Consider the following 17,858-nt stretch of genomic DNA (forward strand, 5'->3'; position numbering starts at 1 on the left):
CGACCGGGGCCGGCTCGACCGGGCTCGGCTTGACCCGGGCCGACCTGATCGGGGTCGGCTCGGCGCGGTCCGGTCGTCCGACCCGCTCGGGTCAAGCCCGGCGCGGCACCCCTCGACCCCGACGCGCTGTTCACCGGGCGGCTCCCGAGGTTCACAGGGCGGCTCCCGAGGTGCGCAGCCAGCCGGTGCGAGGGAAGGCGGACAGCTCCGGCAGCACGCGCGGCTCCACCGGTTCGGTGACCACGCGCCACGCGGTCAGCAGCTGCGGCCAGGGCCGTTTCGCCTTCTCCTGGTTGTAGCGCTCGGCGTGCCACTCCTCCGGCGGTATCGCGAGGTCGTCGTCGAACAGGGTGTCGGCGACCAGGCGGTACGCGGCGTCGGCGGAGGCGGCCTCGGCCGTGTGGACCACACCGGTGGTGGTGGCCCGCGCGACGATGCCGCGTTCGCCGCCGAGCCGGTCCTCGCACACGTAGTAGGTGAAGGCGGCGCGCAGTTCGTCGCGCGGCCAGGGCTGCGCCGTGTAGCCCGGCTGCCACAGCGCCCACCCCAGGGCCCGGTGGTCGCCGGGCCGCCGCCAGCCCGCGTTGAGCCTGATCCACAGGTCCTTCCTCATGGTCTGCTCCCTTTCGCGTTGTCGAGCGGACCGCCCCGGCGGACGATCCGCGGCCCCTCCGGGCCGGTGAGGACGGCGGTGTCGCCGTCCCGGTCGGTGCGCAGCACCAGCGCGCCCTGTCCCACCAGGGCGTCGACCACCACGCCGCTGGGGTGGCCGTAGCGGTTGCCCGCGCCGACGCTCACCAGCGCGACCCGCGGCCGCACGGCCGCGAGGAACGCCGGTGACGAGTACCGCGACCCGTGGTGCGGCACCTTGAGCACGTCGGCCCGCAGGTCGACGTGCCCGTCGAGCAGGTCGGCCTGTCCGGCCAGCTCGACGTCGCCGGTCAACAGCACCCGCCCCGCCGCGGTCGAGGCCCGCAGCACCAGCGACGCGTCGTTGACCGCCGTGTTCGTCTCGCCCACCGGGCCCGCACGCGGACCCAGCACGTCGAGCCCCAGCCCCGGCCAGCTCAACCGCTGCCCGGCGCTCAGCTCGACCACGCGGACCCCCGCCGCCCGCGCCTGCGCTCGCACCTCCTCCCACGCCCACTCCGGCCGGCGCGCGGGCCCCACGGCCACCGCGCCCACCCCTCGTTCCGCCAGCACCGCGGCCAGCCCGCCGACGTGGTCGGCGTGCAGGTGGCTCAGCACCACCAGCGGGATGCGCCGCACCCCCAACCGCCGCAGGCACGACAGCACCGGCACCGGATCGGGCCCGGTGTCGACCAGCACCGCCCGGTCGCGCTCGGCGGTGGCCAGGACGACCGCGTCGCCCTGACCGACGTCGCAGGCCACCACCGACCAGCCCGGAACGGGCCAGCGCGGCGAGACCACCTCCAGCGGCACGAGGACCACCCCCGCGCCGACCACCGCGGCCACGACCAGCACCCGCAGCCGCCGCAGCCGGAGGATCACCCAGCCGAGCACCAGCACCCCGGCCAGCAGCGCCCCGCCGACCCAGCCCTCGGGCCACCCGAGCGCCGCGCCCGGCACCGCCGCCGCGTGCCGCCCCACGGTGATCAACCAGCTCACCGCCGGTCCGGCCACCTCGACGACCAGCCGCGCCACCGGTTCGTGGACCGCCGCCAGCACCGCGGCCGACACACCGAGCACCGTGGCCGGCGCCACCACCGGGGCGACCAGCAGGTTCGCCACCACGGCGACCAGGCTGACCTGCCCGGAGATGCCGGCGACCAGGGGCGCGGTGGCCAGGTTCGCGGCCACCGGCACAGCCAGCGCCTCCGCGAGCCCGACCGGCACACCGCGTTCCCTCATCGCGGCGGACCACCTCGGCGCCAGCAGCACCAGCGCCGCGGTGGCCACCACCGACAGGCCGAACCCCGGGTCGGTGGCCAGCTCCGGGTCGTAGAGCACCAGGACCACCACCGCGGCCGCGAGCGCCGGCAACGCCGACCGCTCCCGTCCCAGCACCAGCGCCAGCAACGCCACCGCACCCATCACCGCGGCTCGCAGCACGCTCGGTTCCGGCCCGGCGAGCACCACGAACCCCACCAGCGCGGTCATCGCGCCCGCCGCGCACCCGCGTGGACCTATGCGGAACAGCCGCAGCAGCAACAGCACCGCGCCGCACAGGATCGCCAGGTTCGCCCCGCTGACCGCCAGGACGTGGGCGAGCCCGGCAGTGCGGAACTCCTCCACCACCCTGGGCGTGAGGCGCGAGGTGTCGCCGACCACCAGGGCCGGCAGCAGCCCGGCGGGTTCTGGTTCGAGAGCGGTGCTCGCGTCCCGAAGTCCGGACCGCAGGTCCTCTGCCACCCGCTGCCACACCGGCGCCCCGGTCGCCGCCTGCGGCGGTCCCCGGACCCGCAGGACGGCGACCGTCAGCTCACCGCCCCTGGGTGGGGCGAGCACGCCCTTCGCCGTGACCCGCTGGCCGGGCAGCAGCTCCTGCCAACCGGCGGCCGGCGCCAAGGCCACCACCCGGCCGCCGTCCACGAGGGTCGCGCGGACCAGGACCAGGTCGACACCGCCCGCTCGCGAACCGAAGCCGCTGGTGCGCAGGCCGTGGGGTCGGTCGTCGAGTTCGAAGTGGAGGGTGGCGGGCGTCCCGCGCTCGGCGTCCGCGCGCAGCGGGTGGTGGGCCGACGCGTGGGCTTGCGCGCCGATCCAGCACGCCGCCACCGGTCCCGCCACCGCGATGGCGACCGCCGCCGGGCGCCAGGGCCGCAGCACCAGACCACCGACGAGCGCCGCGGCCAGGCCGACCGCGGGAGCGGCCCACCAGGTCCACAGGAGACCGGCGAGGGCGGTGGCCCAGACGGCGAGCGCGGCCGGGACGAGGTGCGCGAGGGGGTTCACGACCCCGCCCACCCGAGACGGCGGACAACAGCGCCGACAGCGACGCGGGCAACGACACGGACGGCGGTGTGGGCAACGGCGCGGGCAGTGGCGAGGTACGAGCGGTCCTCCTTGGAGGGACGGTCGCCGAACGCGCGGCGGAGCAGCCGTTCGAGCAGCAGCCGGAGTCGACGGCGGGCGCGGTGGACGACGAGCTGCGGACGGGTCCTCCCGGTGGGCTCGACGGCGGTGTCGCCGGCGATCAGGCGGCGGAGCAGGCGGATGAGCAGCCGTCGTGCCCGACGGCGGACCCGGCGGTGGGCGGTGAGGTGGGCGTGGTGCGGAGCCGGTGTGGAGCGGACGGGGCGGAGGACGAGTCGGTCGAAGGTGTGCCGGAGGTGGAGGCGGAGGCAGAGACCGAGGTGGGGGTGGCTGCGCGTGGTGGGGGTTCGGCGCACCCTCGACCGCCTGGTCCGCTGGTGGCGGTCGGGTGGGTGGTGGTCGGTCGAGCGGTCGGCAGGTGAGCCGTCGGCGGGCGAACGGTCGGTAGGCGAACGGTCGGTGGGTCGTGCGGGTGTTGCTCCGTCGACGTCCCAGCCGGACGCGTGGCACCTCGGGAACTTCGAGCGGGTGGCGGTTTCGGGCATGGGCGCCTTGAACCCGGCACGTGCGGTGGCCGAGGTCGGCTTGTTCGGGGAAGGGCAGGCTGGGCTCATCGGAGGACTCCTCGTGATGGACGGGTCGAGTGGTTGTCGGAGTTGGCTGGTTGTCGGAGTTGCGTGGTTGTCCGGGGCCTAGTGGCCGCCTAGAGGCGGACCAGTTCGCCGAGCTTGGCCAGCTTCGCGTCGCCGATGCCCTCGATCTCGCCCAGCTGTTCGAGCGAGGTGAACGGGCCCTGCTTCCAGCGGCGGTCGACGATGCGCTGCGCGGTCACCGGGCCGACACCGGGCAGGGTGTCGAGCTGTTCCTTCGTCGCGGTGTTCACGTTCAGCGGTTGGCCCGCCTGGTCGGCCGGCTGCGGCAGGGGAACGCCCACGGCGATCTGCTCGCCGTCGGCGACCTTGCGGGCCAGGTTGAGCGAGGTCAGGTCGGCGCCCGGGTTGGGGCCGCCCGCGGCGCGCACGGCGTCGGCCACCCTGGCGCCGCTGGGCACCGTCACCAGGCCCGGTGCCGGGACCTGGCCGATGACGTTGACGACGAGCTGCTGCTCGACCTGCGTGACGGCGGCGGGTTCGGCCACCGCGAGGTCGGGTGGGCTCTCGGGCGCCGGTCGCTGCCACCACAGGGCCAGCACGACCGCGAGCACCACCCCCGCCGCGAGGCCGGCGAACAGGACCGCGCGGCGGGGCGGGAGCGCGGGGTCGGGCAGCAGGCGGCGCAGCAGGCGCCCGAGCCTGCCGGGCGGACCGACGTCCTGGCCTTCGGCATCGACGAAGACCAGCTTCTCGTCGGTCTCGGCCGCTCGGTGCCTGCCCCGCTCCTGGTGGACCAGGTCCCTCAGGCGGGCTTTCGTGGTTTCCGGTTTCGCGTCGAACATGTGATCGACGCTAGGCCGGTTGGAGCAGTCGCGGGAGTGGCGATCCCGGATCTGTGGATAACTTCCGCGTGATGGATAAACGTGGTGGATAAGCGGGCTACGAGACCCCGCCCGGCAACACCACGACGCCCAGGACGCCGGGGCCCGTGTGAGCGCCGATCACGGCCCCCACCTCGGAAACCAGGCAGCCGGCCGAGCCGGGGACGCGGTCGTCGAGCCGCACCGCGAGTTCCGCGGCGCGGTCCGGCGCGGCCAGGTGGTGGACGGCCAGCCCGACGCGGCCGGAACCGGCGGCCGCCGCGGCGAGGTCGACCAGGCGCCCGATCGCCCGCCCCATCGTGCGGACCTTCTCCAGCGGCACGATGCGGCCGTCGTCGACGTGCAGCAGCGGCTTCACCGCCAGGGCCGTGCCGAGCAGGGCCGCCGTGGGGCTGATGCGCCCACCCCGCCGCAGGTGGTCGAGGGTTTCCACGCAGAAGAACATCCGGACGCGAGCCGCCGCGTCGACCGCCGCCCGCTCGGCGTCCGCGCCGTCCTCGGCCGCGGCGCAGGCGGCCAGCACGGCGAAGCCCAGCCCCATGCCCGTGGCGCGCGAGTCGACCACCTTGATCCGGTCGGGGTCGACCTCCTCGGCGGCCAGCCTCGCGGCCTCCCACGTGCCCGACAGCTCCCGGGACAGGTGCACGGACACGATCGACCCGGCTCCCCCGTCGAGCGCCGAGCGGTACACCTCGGCCAGCTCGCCCGGCGTGGGCCGGGACGTGGTCACCCGGCGGTGCTCCCCCAGCGCCGCCGCCAGCTCCGCCGGGCCGAAGTCCACCACGTCCAACCTGCTGCGACCGTCCACGGCCACGTGCAGCGGGACGACCCGGATGCCGTGCCGCTCGGCGAACCCCTCCGGCAGGTACGCCGTGGAGTCGGTGACGATCGTGGTGGACACGAGTGCCGAGACTACGGCTCCGCACCCCCCGGGTGACCGACCGCCACGGCGCGGACCAGTTCCGCCATGGCCTCGCCGACCAGCTCATGCGCTTCCCAGCCCCAGTGCAGGCCGTCCGGGTTGCCGTGCCGGGACCGCACGTGCTCGCCCACCAGCGCGGGCACGTCCAGCAGCGGCACGCCCGCCCGCGAGGCCCACCCGCGCAGCGCGCGTTCCGCCGCCGCACGCCCGGTGTGCACCCCGCCGTACGCCGGCGCCCGGTGCACCGAGGGCGTCATGCCCACGACCCGGATCCCCGGTTCGAGGGCGTGCACCGCGCGCACCGAGTCGTCCAGGTACCGCACGGTCAGGTGCGGCGGCAACGCCACCGGGCGCCCGCCGAGCAGCCGGGACAGCACCGGCTGGAGCGCCAGGTAGGCCGCCCGCGCCCGCCGTCGCACCCGGTCCGGCCGCAGGTAGCGCAGCCCCTGCCGCCAGAACGTGGGCAGCGGCGACGGCAGCGTGTCCATGTGACCCACCGCCAGCACCAGCACGTCCGTGCGCGGCAGCAACGACCACACCCTCGGGTCGCCGGTCAGCGACCACCAGGCGTCCCTGGCCGTCCAGCCGAACCCGGCCGCCAGCTCCGCGTGCCCGCCCAACGCCGCCGCGCACACGTTCGGCCACAGCCGCGGGTGGTCCGCGGGCAGCGGACCCCGAGGCCCGTGGAACGTCAGCGAGTCGCCGAGGACGAGCAGCCTCACCTGGTGGTTCCGGCGTTGTACGACGACAGCCGCCACCGGCCGTCACCGCCCGGACGCCGCGCGAACACCGTCCAGTGGCAGTTGCCGATGCCGCCGAGCAGCCCCCAGCGGTCCACCGGCAGCTCCAGCAGCCGCCCGGTCAACGCGCTGATCAGCCCGCCGTGCGCGCACAGCATGACCGTCCCGGAGAACTCCGCGTCCACCTCGTCGACCACGGCGAGCGCGCGCTCGGAGACCTCCACGCGCGTCTCGCCCTCGGGCGGGGACAGGGTGCCGTCACCGCGCCAGAGCTCCAGCATGCCGGGCCACTCCACCTCGATCTCCGCGGTGGTCAGGCCCTGCCACTTGCCCAGGTGCGTCTCGCGCAACCGCTCGTCGATGCGCAGCGGGACCCCCGTCACCTCGGTGAACACCGACGCGGTGTCCCGCGCGCGGTGCAGGTCCGAGGCGACCACCAGCTCGGGCGCGAACCCGGCGAGGACCGGCACCGCGAACCGAGCCTGGTTCCACCCGGTCTCGGTCAACGCCGAGTCCAGGTGGCCCTGCATGCGGTTGGTCGCGTTGTAATCGGTCTCACCGTGCCGCCACAGCACGAGCCGGCTGAGGGTCATGCCTCCGCGACCTCGTCGGTCACGGGCCCGGCGTCGAACTCGATGCGCGGGCAGTCCTTCCACAGCCGTTCCAGGCCGTAGAAGCTGCGCTCCTCCACGTGCTGGACGTGCACGACGACGTCCACGAAGTCCAACAGGACCCAGCGACCCTCGCGCGCGCCCTCGCGGCGGACCGGCTTGCGACCGGCCTCGCGCAGCTTTTCCTCGACGTTGTCCACGATCGCGCCGACCTGCCGCTCGTTGGGCGCGGAGGCGATCACGAACACGTCGGTGATCACCAGCTGGTCGGACACGTCGAGCACGATCACGTCGTGCGCCTTCTTGTCGGCCGCCGCGTTCGCGGCGACCAGCGCCAACCGTCGTGCCTCGTCGGTGGCTGCCACTTCTCTCCTCATCACCTCGGCGGACGCCGATACGCCCGCACGAGTTACTGAGGGTACCGGCGTCGGGCGTCAGTCCGGCACCGAGTAGAGCCTGCGCTTCGAGATGTACTGAACGACACCGTCGGGCACCAGGTACCAAACCGGCAGGCCGGCGGCCGTGCGGGTCCGCACGTCGGTGGACGAGATGGCCATCGCGGGCACCTCGACCAGGGACACCGCACCGGGTGGCAGGTGGGTGTCGTCCAGCTCGTAGCCGGGTCGCGTGACGCCGATGAAGTGCGCGAGGTCGAACACGCGGTCCGCGCGCCGCCAGGACAGGATCTGCTCCAGCGCGTCCGCGCCGGTGATGAAGAACAGGTCCGCGCCGGGGTGCGCGGCGCTCAGGTCGGTGAGCGTGTCGACGGTGTAGGTGGGGCCTTCCCGGTCGATGTCGACCCTGGAGACCGAGAACCCGGGGTTGGACGCCGTGGCGACGACCGTCATCAGGTAGCGGTCCTCGGCCGGGCTGACCTGGCGCTCGCTCTTCTGCCAGGGCTGCCCGGTGGGCACGAAGACGACCTCGTCGAGGCCGAAGCGGGCCTGCACCTCGCTGGCCGCGACGAGGTGGCCGTGGTGCACCGGGTCGAAGGTGCCACCCATGACGCCGATCCGGCGGTTGGACATGGGACGTGAGCCTAGTTCGGGTGGCGCGCGGGCGGCCGGTCGCTCCCCGGAAGGCCGCGCCCGCGCACCGATCCCGGTCGCGCCCCGGGGGAGTGGGCCGCGTCCGCGATCGCGCGCCCCCGTCCCGAATCGGGGTCGCGCGACGGTGGGACGCGGACGCCTCGCCGCCATGACGCGATCGGGCGCGGTTCTTCCCGCGGCCGATTACTCCCGGGGCCGTTACTCCTGGGGCGCGAGCACCGTGCCGTCGGCGTCGCGCACCAGGATCGCCTCCATAGGGCACGATTCGGCCGCGTCCACCACCGAGTCGTCGGGCTCCACGGACGGGTTGACCGGTACCGACGTGCCGCCTTCGAGCCGGAAGTGACCCGGCGCGATGGACGTGCACATGCCGGTGCCCAGGCACGTGCTGCGGTCGACCTCCACGGTCCAGTGCGCCATGACCTCACCACCTGACGGGAAGGGCCTGCGGACCTCGGATCAGCCTGCCCTTCTTGAACGTGACACCACCGTCCAGCCGGAGCGACGGGAACCGCTTGAGCAGCGTGCCGACGGCCACCTGGAGCTCCATCCGGGCCAGGGACGCGCCGATGCAGTGGTGCGCGCCGTGGCCGAACGTGATGTGCGGGTTGTGCTCGCGGTGGAAGTCCACCTCGTCCGGGCGGTCGAACACCGACGGGTCCCGGTTGGCCGCCAGGTTGTTGACGAACACCGCCTCACCTGCGGCGATCGTGACGCCGGACAGCTCCACCGCGGCCGTGGCGACGCGGGGGAAGCCCGCCGAACCGCCCAGCGGGGTGATCCGCAGCAGCTCCTCCACCGCGGCGGGCACCAGCGACGGGTCGTCGCGCAGCTCCGCGAGCCGGTCGGGGTCGCGGAGCAGCAGGTAGACGAAGTTGCCGATCTGGTTGGCGGTGGTCTCGTGGCCCGCGACCAGCAGCACCACCCCGAACGACACCAGCTCCCGCGCGGTGAGCCGGTCCTCGTCGTCGTGCGCCGCGACCAGCACGGACAGCACGTCGTCGGTGGGGTCGGCGCGCTTGGCCTCCACCAGCCCGGCGATGTACCCGCGCAGCGCTTCGTTCGCCGCGACGATCTCCTCGGGCCGGAACGCGGTGATCGCCATGGCGGCGTCCGACCAGGCCCGGAACCGCCCGCGGTCCTCGACCGGCACGCCCAGCAGCTCGCAGATGATCGTGATCGGCAGCGGCATCGCCAGCGCCTCGACGAGGTCGGCGGGCGGTCCCTGCTCCTCCACCGCGTCCAGCAGGCCGTCCACGATCCTTTGGGCGCGATCGCGCAGCTGCTCGGTGCGGCGCGAGGTGAACCCCTTGGCCACCAGCTTGCGCAGCCGCGTGTGGTCCGGCGGGTCCATGCTCAGGATGTTCGTCTCGGTCGGCATGTCCGGCAGCGACCGCGGCACGTCGGCGCCCGGCTCCATCACCGCGGCGCGGCTGAACCTCGGGTCGGCGAGCACCGTCTTGACGTCCTCGTACCGGGTGACCAGCCACGCCTCGCCGCCGAACGGCAGGCGCACCCTGGCCACCGGCTCCTCGCGCTGGAGCTCCAGGAGGGTGGGGTTGAGCACCAGGTCGTCGGGCTCGGTGAACGGGTAGGACCTGATTTCCATCGGCACCCCCGTGCAAGCGTTCGCTTACATCAGACAGTAAGGATGCCGCTACGCACCGTCAACCGCTTTCCGTGCGTTCGACCAGCACGGAGCCGCCCGGGTCACCAGGGCGGCGACGCGGGCGGGGTCCGCACCCGGGGTCGGCTCACGACGTCGGCCGGACCTGCCCGTCGCCCCAGACGACCCACTTGGACGAGGTCAGCTCGGCCAGGCCCATCGGACCGCGGGCGTGCAGCTTCTGCGTGGAGATGCCGATCTCCGCGCCCATGCCGAACTCGCCGCCGTCGGTGAACCCGGTGGAGGCGTTGACCATGACCGCGGCGGCGTCGACCCGGGCGGTGAACCGGCGGGCCGCGTTGAAGTCGCTCGTCACGATGGCCTCGGTGTGACCGGAGCCGTGCTCGGCGATGTGCTCGACGGCCTCGTCGAGCGAGTCGACCACGCGGGCGGCGATGTCCAGCGACAGGTACTCGGTGCCCCAGTCCTCGTCGGTGGCGGCCACCACGCGCCCGTCGAGGGCGAACCGCTCGTCGCCGTGCACCACGACGTCCCTGGCCAGCAGCGCCTCGGTGATGCGGGGCACGAACTCGTCCGCCACGGCGGCGTGCACCAGCAGCGACTCGGCCGAGTTGCACACGCTGGGGCGGCGGATCTTGGAGTTGAGCACGATGCGCTCGGCCATGTCGAGGTCGGCGGAGGCGTCCACGAACACGTGCACGTTGCCCACGCCGGTCTCGATGGTCGGCACGGTGGCCTGCTGCACGACCGCGTTGATCAGGCCCGCGCCGCCGCGCGGGATGACCAGGTCGACCAGGCCGCGCGCGGTGATCAGGTGGGTGACCGACGCGCGGTCGTGGCACGGCAGCAGCTGCACCGCGTCCGCGGGCAGGCCGGCCGCCTCCAAGGCGTCGCGCAGGATCGCGACCAGCGCCGCGTTGGAGTGCTCCGCGGTCGAGGAGCCGCGCAGCAGCGCCGCGTTGCCGGACTTCAGCGCCAGGCCGGCGGCGTCCACGGTGACGTTCGGGCGAGCCTCGTAGACCATGCCGACCACGCCCATCGGGACGCGGACCTGCCGCAGCTCCAGCCCGTTGGGCAGGATCGAGCCGCGCAGCACCTCGCCGACCGGGTCCGCCAGGCCCGCGACCGTCTCCAGGCCGGCGGCCACGCCCTCGACGCGCGCCTCGTTCAGCGCGAGGCGGTCCAGCAGCCCCTGGTTGAGGCCGGCGGCGCGGCCCGCTTCGACGTCCTTGGCGTTGGCCTCCAGCACCTCGGCGGCCCGGGTGCGCAGCGCGGCGGCCATCTCGTGCAGGGCGGCGTCCTTGCGCTCACGGGTGGCAAGGACGAGCTCGTTGGCGGCGACACGGGCGCGCCGGGCCGCGGCGCGCACCTGTTCGCGCAGGTCGTCAGTCACGCGGATCAGCCTACGGTCACCCGGACGTGGCTGTCTGCGAGGTTCTCGCGGATCGGAACTGTCGGGGACGTCTGCCAAGGTGTTCGACATGGACGACGGTGCGCTCCGCGAACTGGCAGAGGAACGGCTGAGGGCCCTGGCCGGCCCTTCGGCCGTGCTGCGCGACGACCAGTGGACGGCGATCCACGCCCTGGTCGCCGACCGGCGGCGGGCGCTGGTGGTGCAGCGGACCGGGTGGGGCAAGTCCGCGGTGTACTTCATCGCCACGGCGCTGCTGCGGTCGCTGGGCGAGGGCCCGACGGTGATCGTGTCGCCGCTGCTGGCGCTGATGCGCAACCAGGTCGAGGCCGCGGCGCGGGCGGGCGTGCACGCGGCGACGATCAACTCGGCCAACACCGACGAGTGGCAGGACGTGCAGGACCGGGTGGCGGCCGGCGAGGTCGACGTGCTGCTGGTGTCGCCCGAACGGCTGAACAACCCGGATTTCCGGGACTCGGTGCTGCCCTCGCTGACCGCGTCGGCGGGGCTGCTGGTGGTGGACGAGGCGCACTGCATCTCCGACTGGGGCCACGACTTCCGGCCGGACTACCGGCGGCTGCGGACGCTGCTCACCGAGCTGCCCGCGGGGGTGCCGGTGCTCGCCACCACGGCCACCGCCAACGACCGGGTGGTGCGGGACGTGACCGAGCAGCTGGGGCTCGGCGCGGACGCGGACGCGCTGGTGCTGCGCGGGCCACTGGACCGCGAGAGCCTGCGGCTGTCGGTGGTGCGGCTGCCGACCGCCGAGGTCAGGCTGGGGTGGCTGGCCGAGCGGTTGGCCGAGCTGCCCGGGTCGGGGATCGTCTACGCGCTGACCGTGGCGGCGGCGGACGACGTGGCGGCGTTCCTGCGCTCGCGCGGGTACGAGGTGGTGGCGTACTCGGGGCGCACCGACCCGGCCGAGCGGCAGCGGGCCGAGGCCGACCTGCTGGCCAACCGGGTCAAGGCGCTGGTGGCGACCTCGGCGCTGGGCATGGGGTTCGACAAACCGGACCTGGGCTTCGTGGTGCACCTCGGCGCGCCGGCCTCCCCCATCGCCTACTACCAGCAGATCGGGCGGGCGGGGCGCGGCGTGGAGCGGGCCGAGGTGCTGCTGCTGCCCGGCCCGGAGGACCGGGACATCTGGGCGTACTTCGCGTCGCTCGCCTTTCCACCCGAACGAGTGGTGCGGCAGGTGCTCGACGCATTGTCACCGGATCGAGCGATGTCAACAGCCGCCCTGGAGCCCATAGTGGAATTGTCGCGCACCCGCCTCGAAGTGGTGCTCAAGGTGCTCGACGTGGACGGGGCGGTGCGGCGGGTTCGCGGCGGGTGGGTGTCGACGGGGCGGCCGTGGTCCTACGACGCCGAGCGGTACGGGCGGATCGAGGAGGCCCGGCGGGTCGAGCAGCGGGCGGTGCTCGACTACCTGGCCACCGACGGCTGCCGCATGGAGTTCCTGTTGCGGCAGTTGGACGACCCGCACGCGGCGCCGTGCGGGCGGTGCGACAACTGCACGGGTGTGCGGCCCTCGGCGGAGGTGTCGGAGACGGCGGCGTCGGCGGCGCGGGAACGGCTGCTCCGACCGGGCGTGGAGGTGGAGCCGCGCAAGATGTGGCCTACGGGGATGGCGGCGGCCGGGGTGGCGCTGTCCGGGAAGATCCCGGCGGGCGAGGCCGCGTCGACGGGCCGGGCGCTGGGTCGGTTGACCGACATCGGCTGGGGCAACCGGTTGCGGGCGCTGTTCGCCGAGGAGGACCGGGAGCTGCCGGAGGACGTGTTCGCCGCGTGCGTGAAGGTGTTGGCCGCGTGGGGCTGGGCCGAGCGGCCGGTGGGTGTGGTGACGGTGGGGTCGCGGACGAGGCCGGGGTTGGTGGGCAGCTTCGGGCAGCGGATCGCGTCGGTGGGGCGGTTGCCGCTGCTCGGGCAGGTGTGGCTGGGCGAGTCGACGCACCGGGCGAACAGCGCGCAGCGGTTGGCGGGGCTGGTGCGGGAGGTGAGCGGACCTGATCTGTCCGGTGTGGACGGACCGGTGCTGCTGGTGGACGACCGGGTCGACACCGGCTGGACGATGACGGTGGCGGCGCGGGAGCTGCGCCGGGCGGGAGCGACGGCGGTGTTGCCGTTCGCCTTGGCGGTGACGGCATGAGGTCGGCGGCGAGGGCACGGGCCCCTGACGGACGGCGCGGCGACGAGCGGTGTCGGTGATGGGCGGCGGTGCAAGTGGCGGCGGCAACGGGTGGCGTCGGCGGCGAGCGGGTCCGCCGGCAGGCGGGAACGGTGGTGGCAGGTGAGAGCGAGATCCGACCGCGGGTGAGAACCGCGGTGGTGCGAGGTCGTGGCCGGGGCATCAGGCCGGCGGCCAGGCGTGAGATCGACAGCGAGGGGGTGGGCCGGTGGTGATGGGGTGAGGTTGATGGCGGAACGAGTGGTGCTGCGTCCGTTCGTGATGACTGACGCGCCGGTGCTCGCCGAGTACCGGTCCGACCCGCACGTGGCTCGCTACCAGGGGTGGGAAGCGCCGTTCTCCCTGGTGCAGGCCGAGGAGTTCGTGCGGGAGGTCGGGGTGCTCGACCCGACCGGACCGGGGTGGTTCCAGTTCGCCGTCGAGGTGAGCGGCGAGCTGGTCGGCGATGTCGGGGTGAACCTGCACCACAACCGGATGCAGGCGGAGATCGGCTACACGTTGGCGACCGCGCACCAGGGACGCGGGTACGCGACGGAAGCCGTGCGGCGACTGCTGGAGCACCTGTTCGACGAGCGCGGGCTGCACCGGGTGGCCGCCGAGTGCGACGCGCGCAACGAGCGGTCCGCACGGCTGCTGACCCGGCTCGGGTTCCGGCAGGAGGGGCACCGGGTGCGGAGCACGTGGGCGAAGGGCGAGTGGACCGACGACCTGCTGTTCGCGTTGCTGGCCGAGGAGTGGAGGGAGCACATGATCTGAACTGGTGAAGGGGTGTGACCCCGGCTTCGGCGGTTCGGTGGAGGATCTACCGACTCCGGCGACTTTGTGGTTGTGTCCAACCATGGCTGTCGTCGGCGCCCAGCACCGCCTGCCCGTGCGCAAGCTCGTGGCGGCGTCGATCGGCAACGCCATCGAGTGGTACGACTGGAGCATCTACGCCACCTTCAGCATCTATTTCGCCACGCAGGTCTTCCCCAAGGAGGACGCGCGGCTCGCGCTGATCAACACGTTGGCGGCGTACGCGATCGCGTTCTTCTTCCGGCCCCTGGGCGGTTACCTGCTGGGTCGCTTCGCCGACCTGCGCGGGCGGCGGAAGGCGATGCTGCTGACCATCGTGCTGATGGCGGGCGGGTCGGTGGCGATCGGCCTGCTGCCCACCTACGCGCAGGTCGGGTGGTTGGCGCCGGTCCTGCTGCTGCTCGCGCGCATCGCGCAGGGCCTGTCGCTGGGTGGTGAGGTGTCGAACGCGTCGGCGTACCTGGCGGAGATCGCGCCGCCGGGGCGGCGGGGGCGGTACTCGGCGTTCTTCTACATCTCCACCGGCGCGGCGGTGCTGGTGGCGTCGCTGCTGGGCTTCGTGCTGGCGCGCACGCTCAGCCCCGAGCAGCTGTCGTCGTGGGGGTGGCGCGTGCCGTTCCTCATCGGCGGGGTGCTGGGCCTGGTGGGGCTGTGGATGCGGCGGAGCCTGGAGGAGACCGAGCAGTTCGAGCACAACAAGGCGAAGGCGCGGCAGCTGGAGCGGCCGCTGCTGATGACGTTGCGCGAGCACCCCGCGGCCGTGGGGCGGCTCGTCGGGTTCAGCATGCTGTCGACGCTGTGCTACTACACGTTCTTCAGCGCGCTGACGCCGTTCGCGGTGACCCAGCGCGGCGCGGACGCGGTGGACGTGTTCCTCGCCCTGTCGATCGCGACCGCCCTGTTCATCGCCCTCCAGTACCCGATGGGCGCGCTGGCGGACCGCTACGGGCGCAAGCCCCAGCTGCTGTGCTGGTCCGGGGCGACGGCGCTGCTCGTGGTGCCGCTGTCCGCGCTGATCGGTCCCGGTGTGGGCAACCTGCTCATCGTGTTCTGCGTGGGCCTCGGCCTCTACACCGCGATGACGTCCATCGCGCCCGCGGTGATGAGCGAGCTGTTCCCGACCGAGCTGCGGGCCCTGGGCATCGGCTCCTGGTACAACCTGACGGTCGCGCTGTTCGGCGGCACCGCGCCCCTGGTCATCCAGTGGATCGGCGGCGCGTTCTTCCTCTACGTGGGGATCGCGGCGGTCGTGGCGTTCCTCGTGATCGCCACCATGCCGGAGACCAAGGGCATCGAGCTGCGCTGACCGCGACGAGGCCTGTAACAGGTTCTGTGCGGGGACTGGGACGGGCCTGCGCGGGGACCCGGGACGGTTCTGCGCGGGGCCTGTGACAGGTCCGACGGGGCCGGCAACAAGCCCGTGGCAGCGGACCTACGGCCGCAGCGGCACCAGGTCGTCCGCGTGCACGACCTCGCGGCGCTGCTCGGCGGGCAGGTCGGCGCTCTTGCGGCCGATCAGGCCCGGCAGCTCCGCGGCGTCGAACGCCACCACGCCGCGCGCCACCACGTGGCCCGACGGGTCGACCAGCTCCACCACGTCACCGGCTTCGAACGTGCCCTCCACGTCCGTGATGCCCGCCGCCAGCAGCGACCGCCGGCGGCCGACGACCGCGGCGACCGCGCCGTCGTCCAGCCGGAGCCTGCCGGTCGCGCCGGCCGCGTGCCCCAGCCAGAAGCGGCGCGCGGTCAGCCTCGGGCCGGTCACCGCGAACGCCGTGCCGACGTCCGCCGCGCTCAGCGCCCGCGTCGCGTCCGCCGCGCCCGCCAGCAGCACCGGGATGCCCGCCGACGCCGCCAGGCGGGCCGCCGCCAGCTTGGACGCCATCCCGCCGGTGCCCAGGCCGGACGCGCCGGCCGAACCCGCGCGCACGCCGTCCACGTCGGACGGGCCGCCGACCTCGGTGACGCGCTGGGCGCCGGGGCGGCGCGGGTCGCCGTCGTACAGGGCGTCGACGTCGGAGAGCAGGAACAGCGCGTCCGCGCCCACCAGGTGCGCCACCAGCGCGGCCAGCCGGTCGTTGTCGCCGAACCGGATCTCCTCGGTGGCCACGGTGTCGTTCTCGTTGACCACCGGCACCGCGCCCAGCGCCAGCAACCGCGAGAACGTGCGCTGCGCGTTGCGGTAGTGCGCCCGCCGCACGACGTCGTCCGCGGTCAGCAGCACCTGCCCGACGGTCAGCGAGTACCGGCCGAACGAGTTCGCGTACGCGTGCGCCAGCGCCAGCTGCCCGACGCTCGCCGCCGCCTGCTGCGTGGCCAGGTCGCGCGGCCGCCGGGTGACGCCCAGCGGCGCCAGGCCCGCCGCGATCGCGCCGGAGGACACCAGCACCACCTGGCTGCCCGCCGCGCGGCGCGCCGCCACGGCGTCCACCAGCGCGTCCAGCCGCGACCGGTCCAACCCGCCCTGGGCGGTGGTCAGCGACGACGACCCGACCTTCACCACGACCCGGGACGCCGCCGACACGGCCTGCCGGGCGGGCGACAACGCCGTGGAGGCGATCACTCGTCGTCCTCTTCGGCGTCCTCTTCGTCGTCGTGCTCGCCGTACTCACCGGGCAGGCGGCGGGCCTTCTTCGCCGCCAACCGCTCGGACGCGCCGACGCGGGTGTTCTGCTCCAGCCGCGCGTCGGTGCCGCGACCGGTCATGGTCATGGCGATGCCGGCGGGCGTGGTGGGCTCCCAGTCGAACACCAGGTCGCCGATGGTGACCTGGCAGCCGGGCTCGGCGCCCATCTTGACCAGCACCTCTTCCACGCCGAGGCGGGCCAGCCGGTCGGCGAGGTAGCCGACGGCCTCGTCGTTGTTGAAGTCGGTCTGCCGGATCCACCGCTCGGGCCGCTCGCCGCGCACGATGAAGCCGCCCGGCGCGCCCGGGTCCTCCTCGACCGTGAAGCCCTGGTCGTCCAGGGCCTTGGGCCGCAGCACGATCCGCGTCGACTCCTGCTTGGGCCGCGACGCCCGGTACTCCTCCACGACCCGCGCCAGCGCGAACGTCAGCTCGCGCAGGCCCTCGCGGCTGGCCGTGGACACCTCGAACACCGGCAGGCCGCGCGCCTCGACGTCCGACCTCACCAGCTCGGCCAGGTCCTTGGCCTCCGGGATGTCGATCTTGTTCAGCACCACCACGCGCGGCCGGTCGGCCAGGTCGTCGGCCAGCGACGGCGTGTACTGGGCCAGCTCCGCCTCCAGCGCGTCGATGTCCGACAGCGGGTCGCGGCCCGGCTCGTAGGTGGCGCAGTCCACCACGTGCACCAGCACGGCGCAGCGCTCGATGTGGCGCAGGAAGTCCAGGCCCAGGCCCTTGCCCTCGGCCGCGCCCGGGATCAGACCGGGCACGTCGGCCATGGTGAACACGGTCTCGCCGGCGGTGATCACGCCCAGGTTCGGCACCAGCGTGGTGAACGGGTAGTCGGCGATCTTCGGCTTGGCCGCGGACAGGACCGAGATCAGCGACGACTTGCCCGCCGACGGGAAGCCCAGCAGGCCCACGTCCGCGACGGACTTCAGCTCCAGCACCAGGTCGCGCGCCTCACCGGGTTCACCCAGCAGGGCGAACCCGGGGGCCTTGCGGGCCTTGGACGCCAGCGAGGCGTTGCCGAGGCCGCCCCGACCGCCCTGGGCGGCGATCAGCCGGGTGCCCTCGCCGACGAGGTCCGCGACCAGCTCGCCCTCGGGCGTGAGCACGACCGTGCCGTCGGGCACGCGCAGTTCGAGGTCGGCGCCGTTCGCCCCGTCGCGGTTGCCGCCCTGCCCGCCCTTGCCGCTGCCCGCCGCGGCGTGCGGGCGGAAGTGGAAGTCGAGGAGCGTGTGCACCTGCGAGTCGACGACCAGCACGACGTCGCCGCCCTTGCCGCCGTTGCCACCGTCCGGGCCGCCCAGCGGCTTGAACTTCTCGCGGTGCACGGAGGCGACGCCGTTGCCCCCGTCACCTGCGGCGGCGTGGATGACGACCCGGTCGACGAAGCGGGACACGGGGGTGTTTCC

The 17,858-nt window shown here is 73.9% G+C and carries 17 protein-coding genes; 4 read left to right on the forward strand and 13 right to left on the reverse strand.

Translation table 11 applies throughout. The annotated features are described in order from the left end of the window. Positions 1–151: 151 nt before the first annotated feature. The gene (locus ABD223_RS14235) at positions 152–613 is read right to left on the reverse strand and encodes a hypothetical protein (RefSeq protein WP_344036643.1); all 462 of its coding nucleotides are present in this window, start codon (positions 611–613) and stop codon (positions 152–154) included. After that, entirely contained in the window at positions 610–2,916 is a 2,307-nt protein-coding gene (locus ABD223_RS14240) for a DNA internalization-related competence protein ComEC/Rec2 (RefSeq protein ID WP_344036644.1), read from the reverse strand. Before ABD223_RS14240 ends, ABD223_RS14235 begins: the two co-directional genes overlap by 4 nt. A 68-nt stretch (positions 2,917–2,984) precedes the next feature. On the opposite strand from ABD223_RS14240, the gene ABD223_RS14245 reads away from it, so the two are divergent. After that, positions 2,985–3,419, forward strand: coding sequence for a hypothetical protein (locus tag ABD223_RS14245; protein ID WP_344036646.1), 435 nt, complete (start codon positions 2,985–2,987; stop codon positions 3,417–3,419). A 281-nt stretch (positions 3,420–3,700) separates the two neighbouring features. Here the strand turns inward: ABD223_RS14245 and ABD223_RS14250 are convergent, their stop codons facing one another. From ABD223_RS14250 to ABD223_RS14290, 9 genes are all read right to left on the reverse strand, one after another. Continuing rightward, positions 3,701–4,432 (reverse strand): ComEA family DNA-binding protein, encoded by a 732-nt coding sequence (locus tag ABD223_RS14250; protein ID WP_344036648.1) that lies wholly within the window; start codon positions 4,430–4,432, stop codon positions 3,701–3,703. 97 nt (positions 4,433–4,529) lie between these two features. Beyond that, positions 4,530–5,372: a DegV family protein gene (locus ABD223_RS14255; protein WP_344036650.1), complete on the reverse strand. Its 843-nt coding sequence runs from the start codon at positions 5,370–5,372 to the stop codon at positions 4,530–4,532. An 11-nt stretch (positions 5,373–5,383) separates the two neighbouring features. Further along, positions 5,384–6,115 carry a diglucosylglycerate octanoyltransferase gene (gene octT / locus ABD223_RS14260; protein WP_344036652.1) on the reverse strand — a complete coding sequence of 244 codons (732 nt, stop codon included), beginning with the start codon at positions 6,113–6,115 and terminating at the stop codon, positions 5,384–5,386. Further along, the gene (locus ABD223_RS14265; protein ID WP_344036654.1) at positions 6,112–6,726 is read right to left on the reverse strand and encodes a histidine phosphatase family protein; all 615 of its coding nucleotides are present in this window, start codon (positions 6,724–6,726) and stop codon (positions 6,112–6,114) included. Before ABD223_RS14265 ends, octT begins: the two co-directional genes overlap by 4 nt. Further along, a complete protein-coding gene (gene rsfS, locus ABD223_RS14270; protein WP_344036655.1) occupies positions 6,723–7,109 on the reverse strand; it encodes a ribosome silencing factor in 387 nt (128 codons plus the stop codon). The genes ABD223_RS14265 and rsfS overlap by 4 nt, the downstream gene beginning before the upstream one ends. Positions 7,110–7,178: 69 nt before the next feature. Beyond that, on the reverse strand, positions 7,179–7,772 hold the full coding sequence (nadD, locus tag ABD223_RS14275) for a nicotinate-nucleotide adenylyltransferase (RefSeq protein ID WP_344036656.1): 594 nt from the start codon (positions 7,770–7,772) through the stop codon (positions 7,179–7,181). Between the two features lie 219 nt (positions 7,773–7,991). Then, positions 7,992–8,213, reverse strand: coding sequence for a ferredoxin (locus ABD223_RS14280; RefSeq protein WP_344036657.1), 222 nt, complete (start codon positions 8,211–8,213; stop codon positions 7,992–7,994). 4 nt (positions 8,214–8,217) lie between these two features. Beyond that, complete coding sequence (locus ABD223_RS14285) at positions 8,218–9,402, reverse strand: cytochrome P450 (protein ID WP_344036659.1); 1,185 nt, start codon at positions 9,400–9,402, stop codon at positions 8,218–8,220. Positions 9,403–9,547: 145 nt separating this feature from the next. Next, on the reverse strand, positions 9,548–10,813 hold the full coding sequence (locus ABD223_RS14290; RefSeq protein ID WP_344036660.1) for a glutamate-5-semialdehyde dehydrogenase: 1,266 nt from the start codon (positions 10,811–10,813) through the stop codon (positions 9,548–9,550). A gap of 88 nt (positions 10,814–10,901) precedes the next feature. Here ABD223_RS14290 and ABD223_RS14295 point away from each other — a divergent pair, with 88 nt between their 5' ends. The 3 genes from ABD223_RS14295 (at position 10,902) to ABD223_RS14305 (ending at position 15,120) form a co-directional block, all read left to right on the forward strand. Continuing rightward, complete coding sequence (locus ABD223_RS14295; protein WP_344036662.1) at positions 10,902–12,980, forward strand: RecQ family ATP-dependent DNA helicase; 2,079 nt, start codon at positions 10,902–10,904, stop codon at positions 12,978–12,980. A gap of 267 nt (positions 12,981–13,247) precedes the next feature. Continuing rightward, positions 13,248–13,775: a GNAT family N-acetyltransferase gene (locus ABD223_RS14300; RefSeq protein WP_344036665.1), complete on the forward strand. Its 528-nt coding sequence runs from the start codon at positions 13,248–13,250 to the stop codon at positions 13,773–13,775. A gap of 82 nt (positions 13,776–13,857) precedes the next feature. Beyond that, a complete protein-coding gene (locus ABD223_RS14305; RefSeq protein WP_344036667.1) occupies positions 13,858–15,120 on the forward strand; it encodes an MFS transporter in 1,263 nt (420 codons plus the stop codon). A gap of 126 nt (positions 15,121–15,246) precedes the next feature. Here the strand turns inward: ABD223_RS14305 and proB are convergent, their stop codons facing one another. Both proB and obgE read right to left on the reverse strand, forming a co-directional pair. Continuing rightward, entirely contained in the window at positions 15,247–16,359 is a 1,113-nt protein-coding gene (gene proB / locus ABD223_RS14310; RefSeq protein ID WP_344036917.1) for a glutamate 5-kinase, read from the reverse strand. 14 nt (positions 16,360–16,373) lie between these two features. After that, positions 16,374–17,846 (reverse strand): GTPase ObgE, encoded by a 1,473-nt coding sequence (gene obgE, locus ABD223_RS14315; protein WP_344036669.1) that lies wholly within the window; start codon positions 17,844–17,846, stop codon positions 16,374–16,376. Positions 17,847–17,858 lie beyond the last annotated feature (12 nt).

Source organism: Saccharothrix xinjiangensis (assembly GCF_039527585.1).
Lineage (GTDB): Bacteria > Actinomycetota > Actinomycetes > Mycobacteriales > Pseudonocardiaceae > Actinosynnema > Actinosynnema xinjiangensis.

Bases quoted from the DNA above. Each gene is read 5' to 3' on its own strand.
- ABD223_RS14235 (WP_344036643.1), bottom strand. From the start codon at position 613: ATGAGGAAGGACCTGTGGATCAGGCTCAACGCGGGCTGGCGGCGGCCC.
- ABD223_RS14250 (WP_344036648.1), bottom strand. From the start codon at position 4,432: ATGTTCGACGCGAAACCGGAAACCACGAAAGCCCGCCTGAGGGACCTG.
- ABD223_RS14265 (WP_344036654.1), bottom strand. From the start codon at position 6,726: ATGACCCTCAGCCGGCTCGTGCTGTGGCGGCACGGTGAGACCGATTAC.
- nadD (WP_344036656.1), bottom strand. From the start codon at position 7,772: ATGTCCAACCGCCGGATCGGCGTCATGGGTGGCACCTTCGACCCGGTG.
- ABD223_RS14280 (WP_344036657.1), bottom strand. From the start codon at position 8,213: ATGGCGCACTGGACCGTGGAGGTCGACCGCAGCACGTGCCTGGGCACC.
- ABD223_RS14285 (WP_344036659.1), bottom strand. From the start codon at position 9,402: ATGGAAATCAGGTCCTACCCGTTCACCGAGCCCGACGACCTGGTGCTC.
- ABD223_RS14295 (WP_344036662.1), top strand. From the start codon at position 10,902: ATGGACGACGGTGCGCTCCGCGAACTGGCAGAGGAACGGCTGAGGGCC.
- ABD223_RS14300 (WP_344036665.1), top strand. From the start codon at position 13,248: ATGGCGGAACGAGTGGTGCTGCGTCCGTTCGTGATGACTGACGCGCCG.
- ABD223_RS14305 (WP_344036667.1), top strand. From the start codon at position 13,858: ATGGCTGTCGTCGGCGCCCAGCACCGCCTGCCCGTGCGCAAGCTCGTG.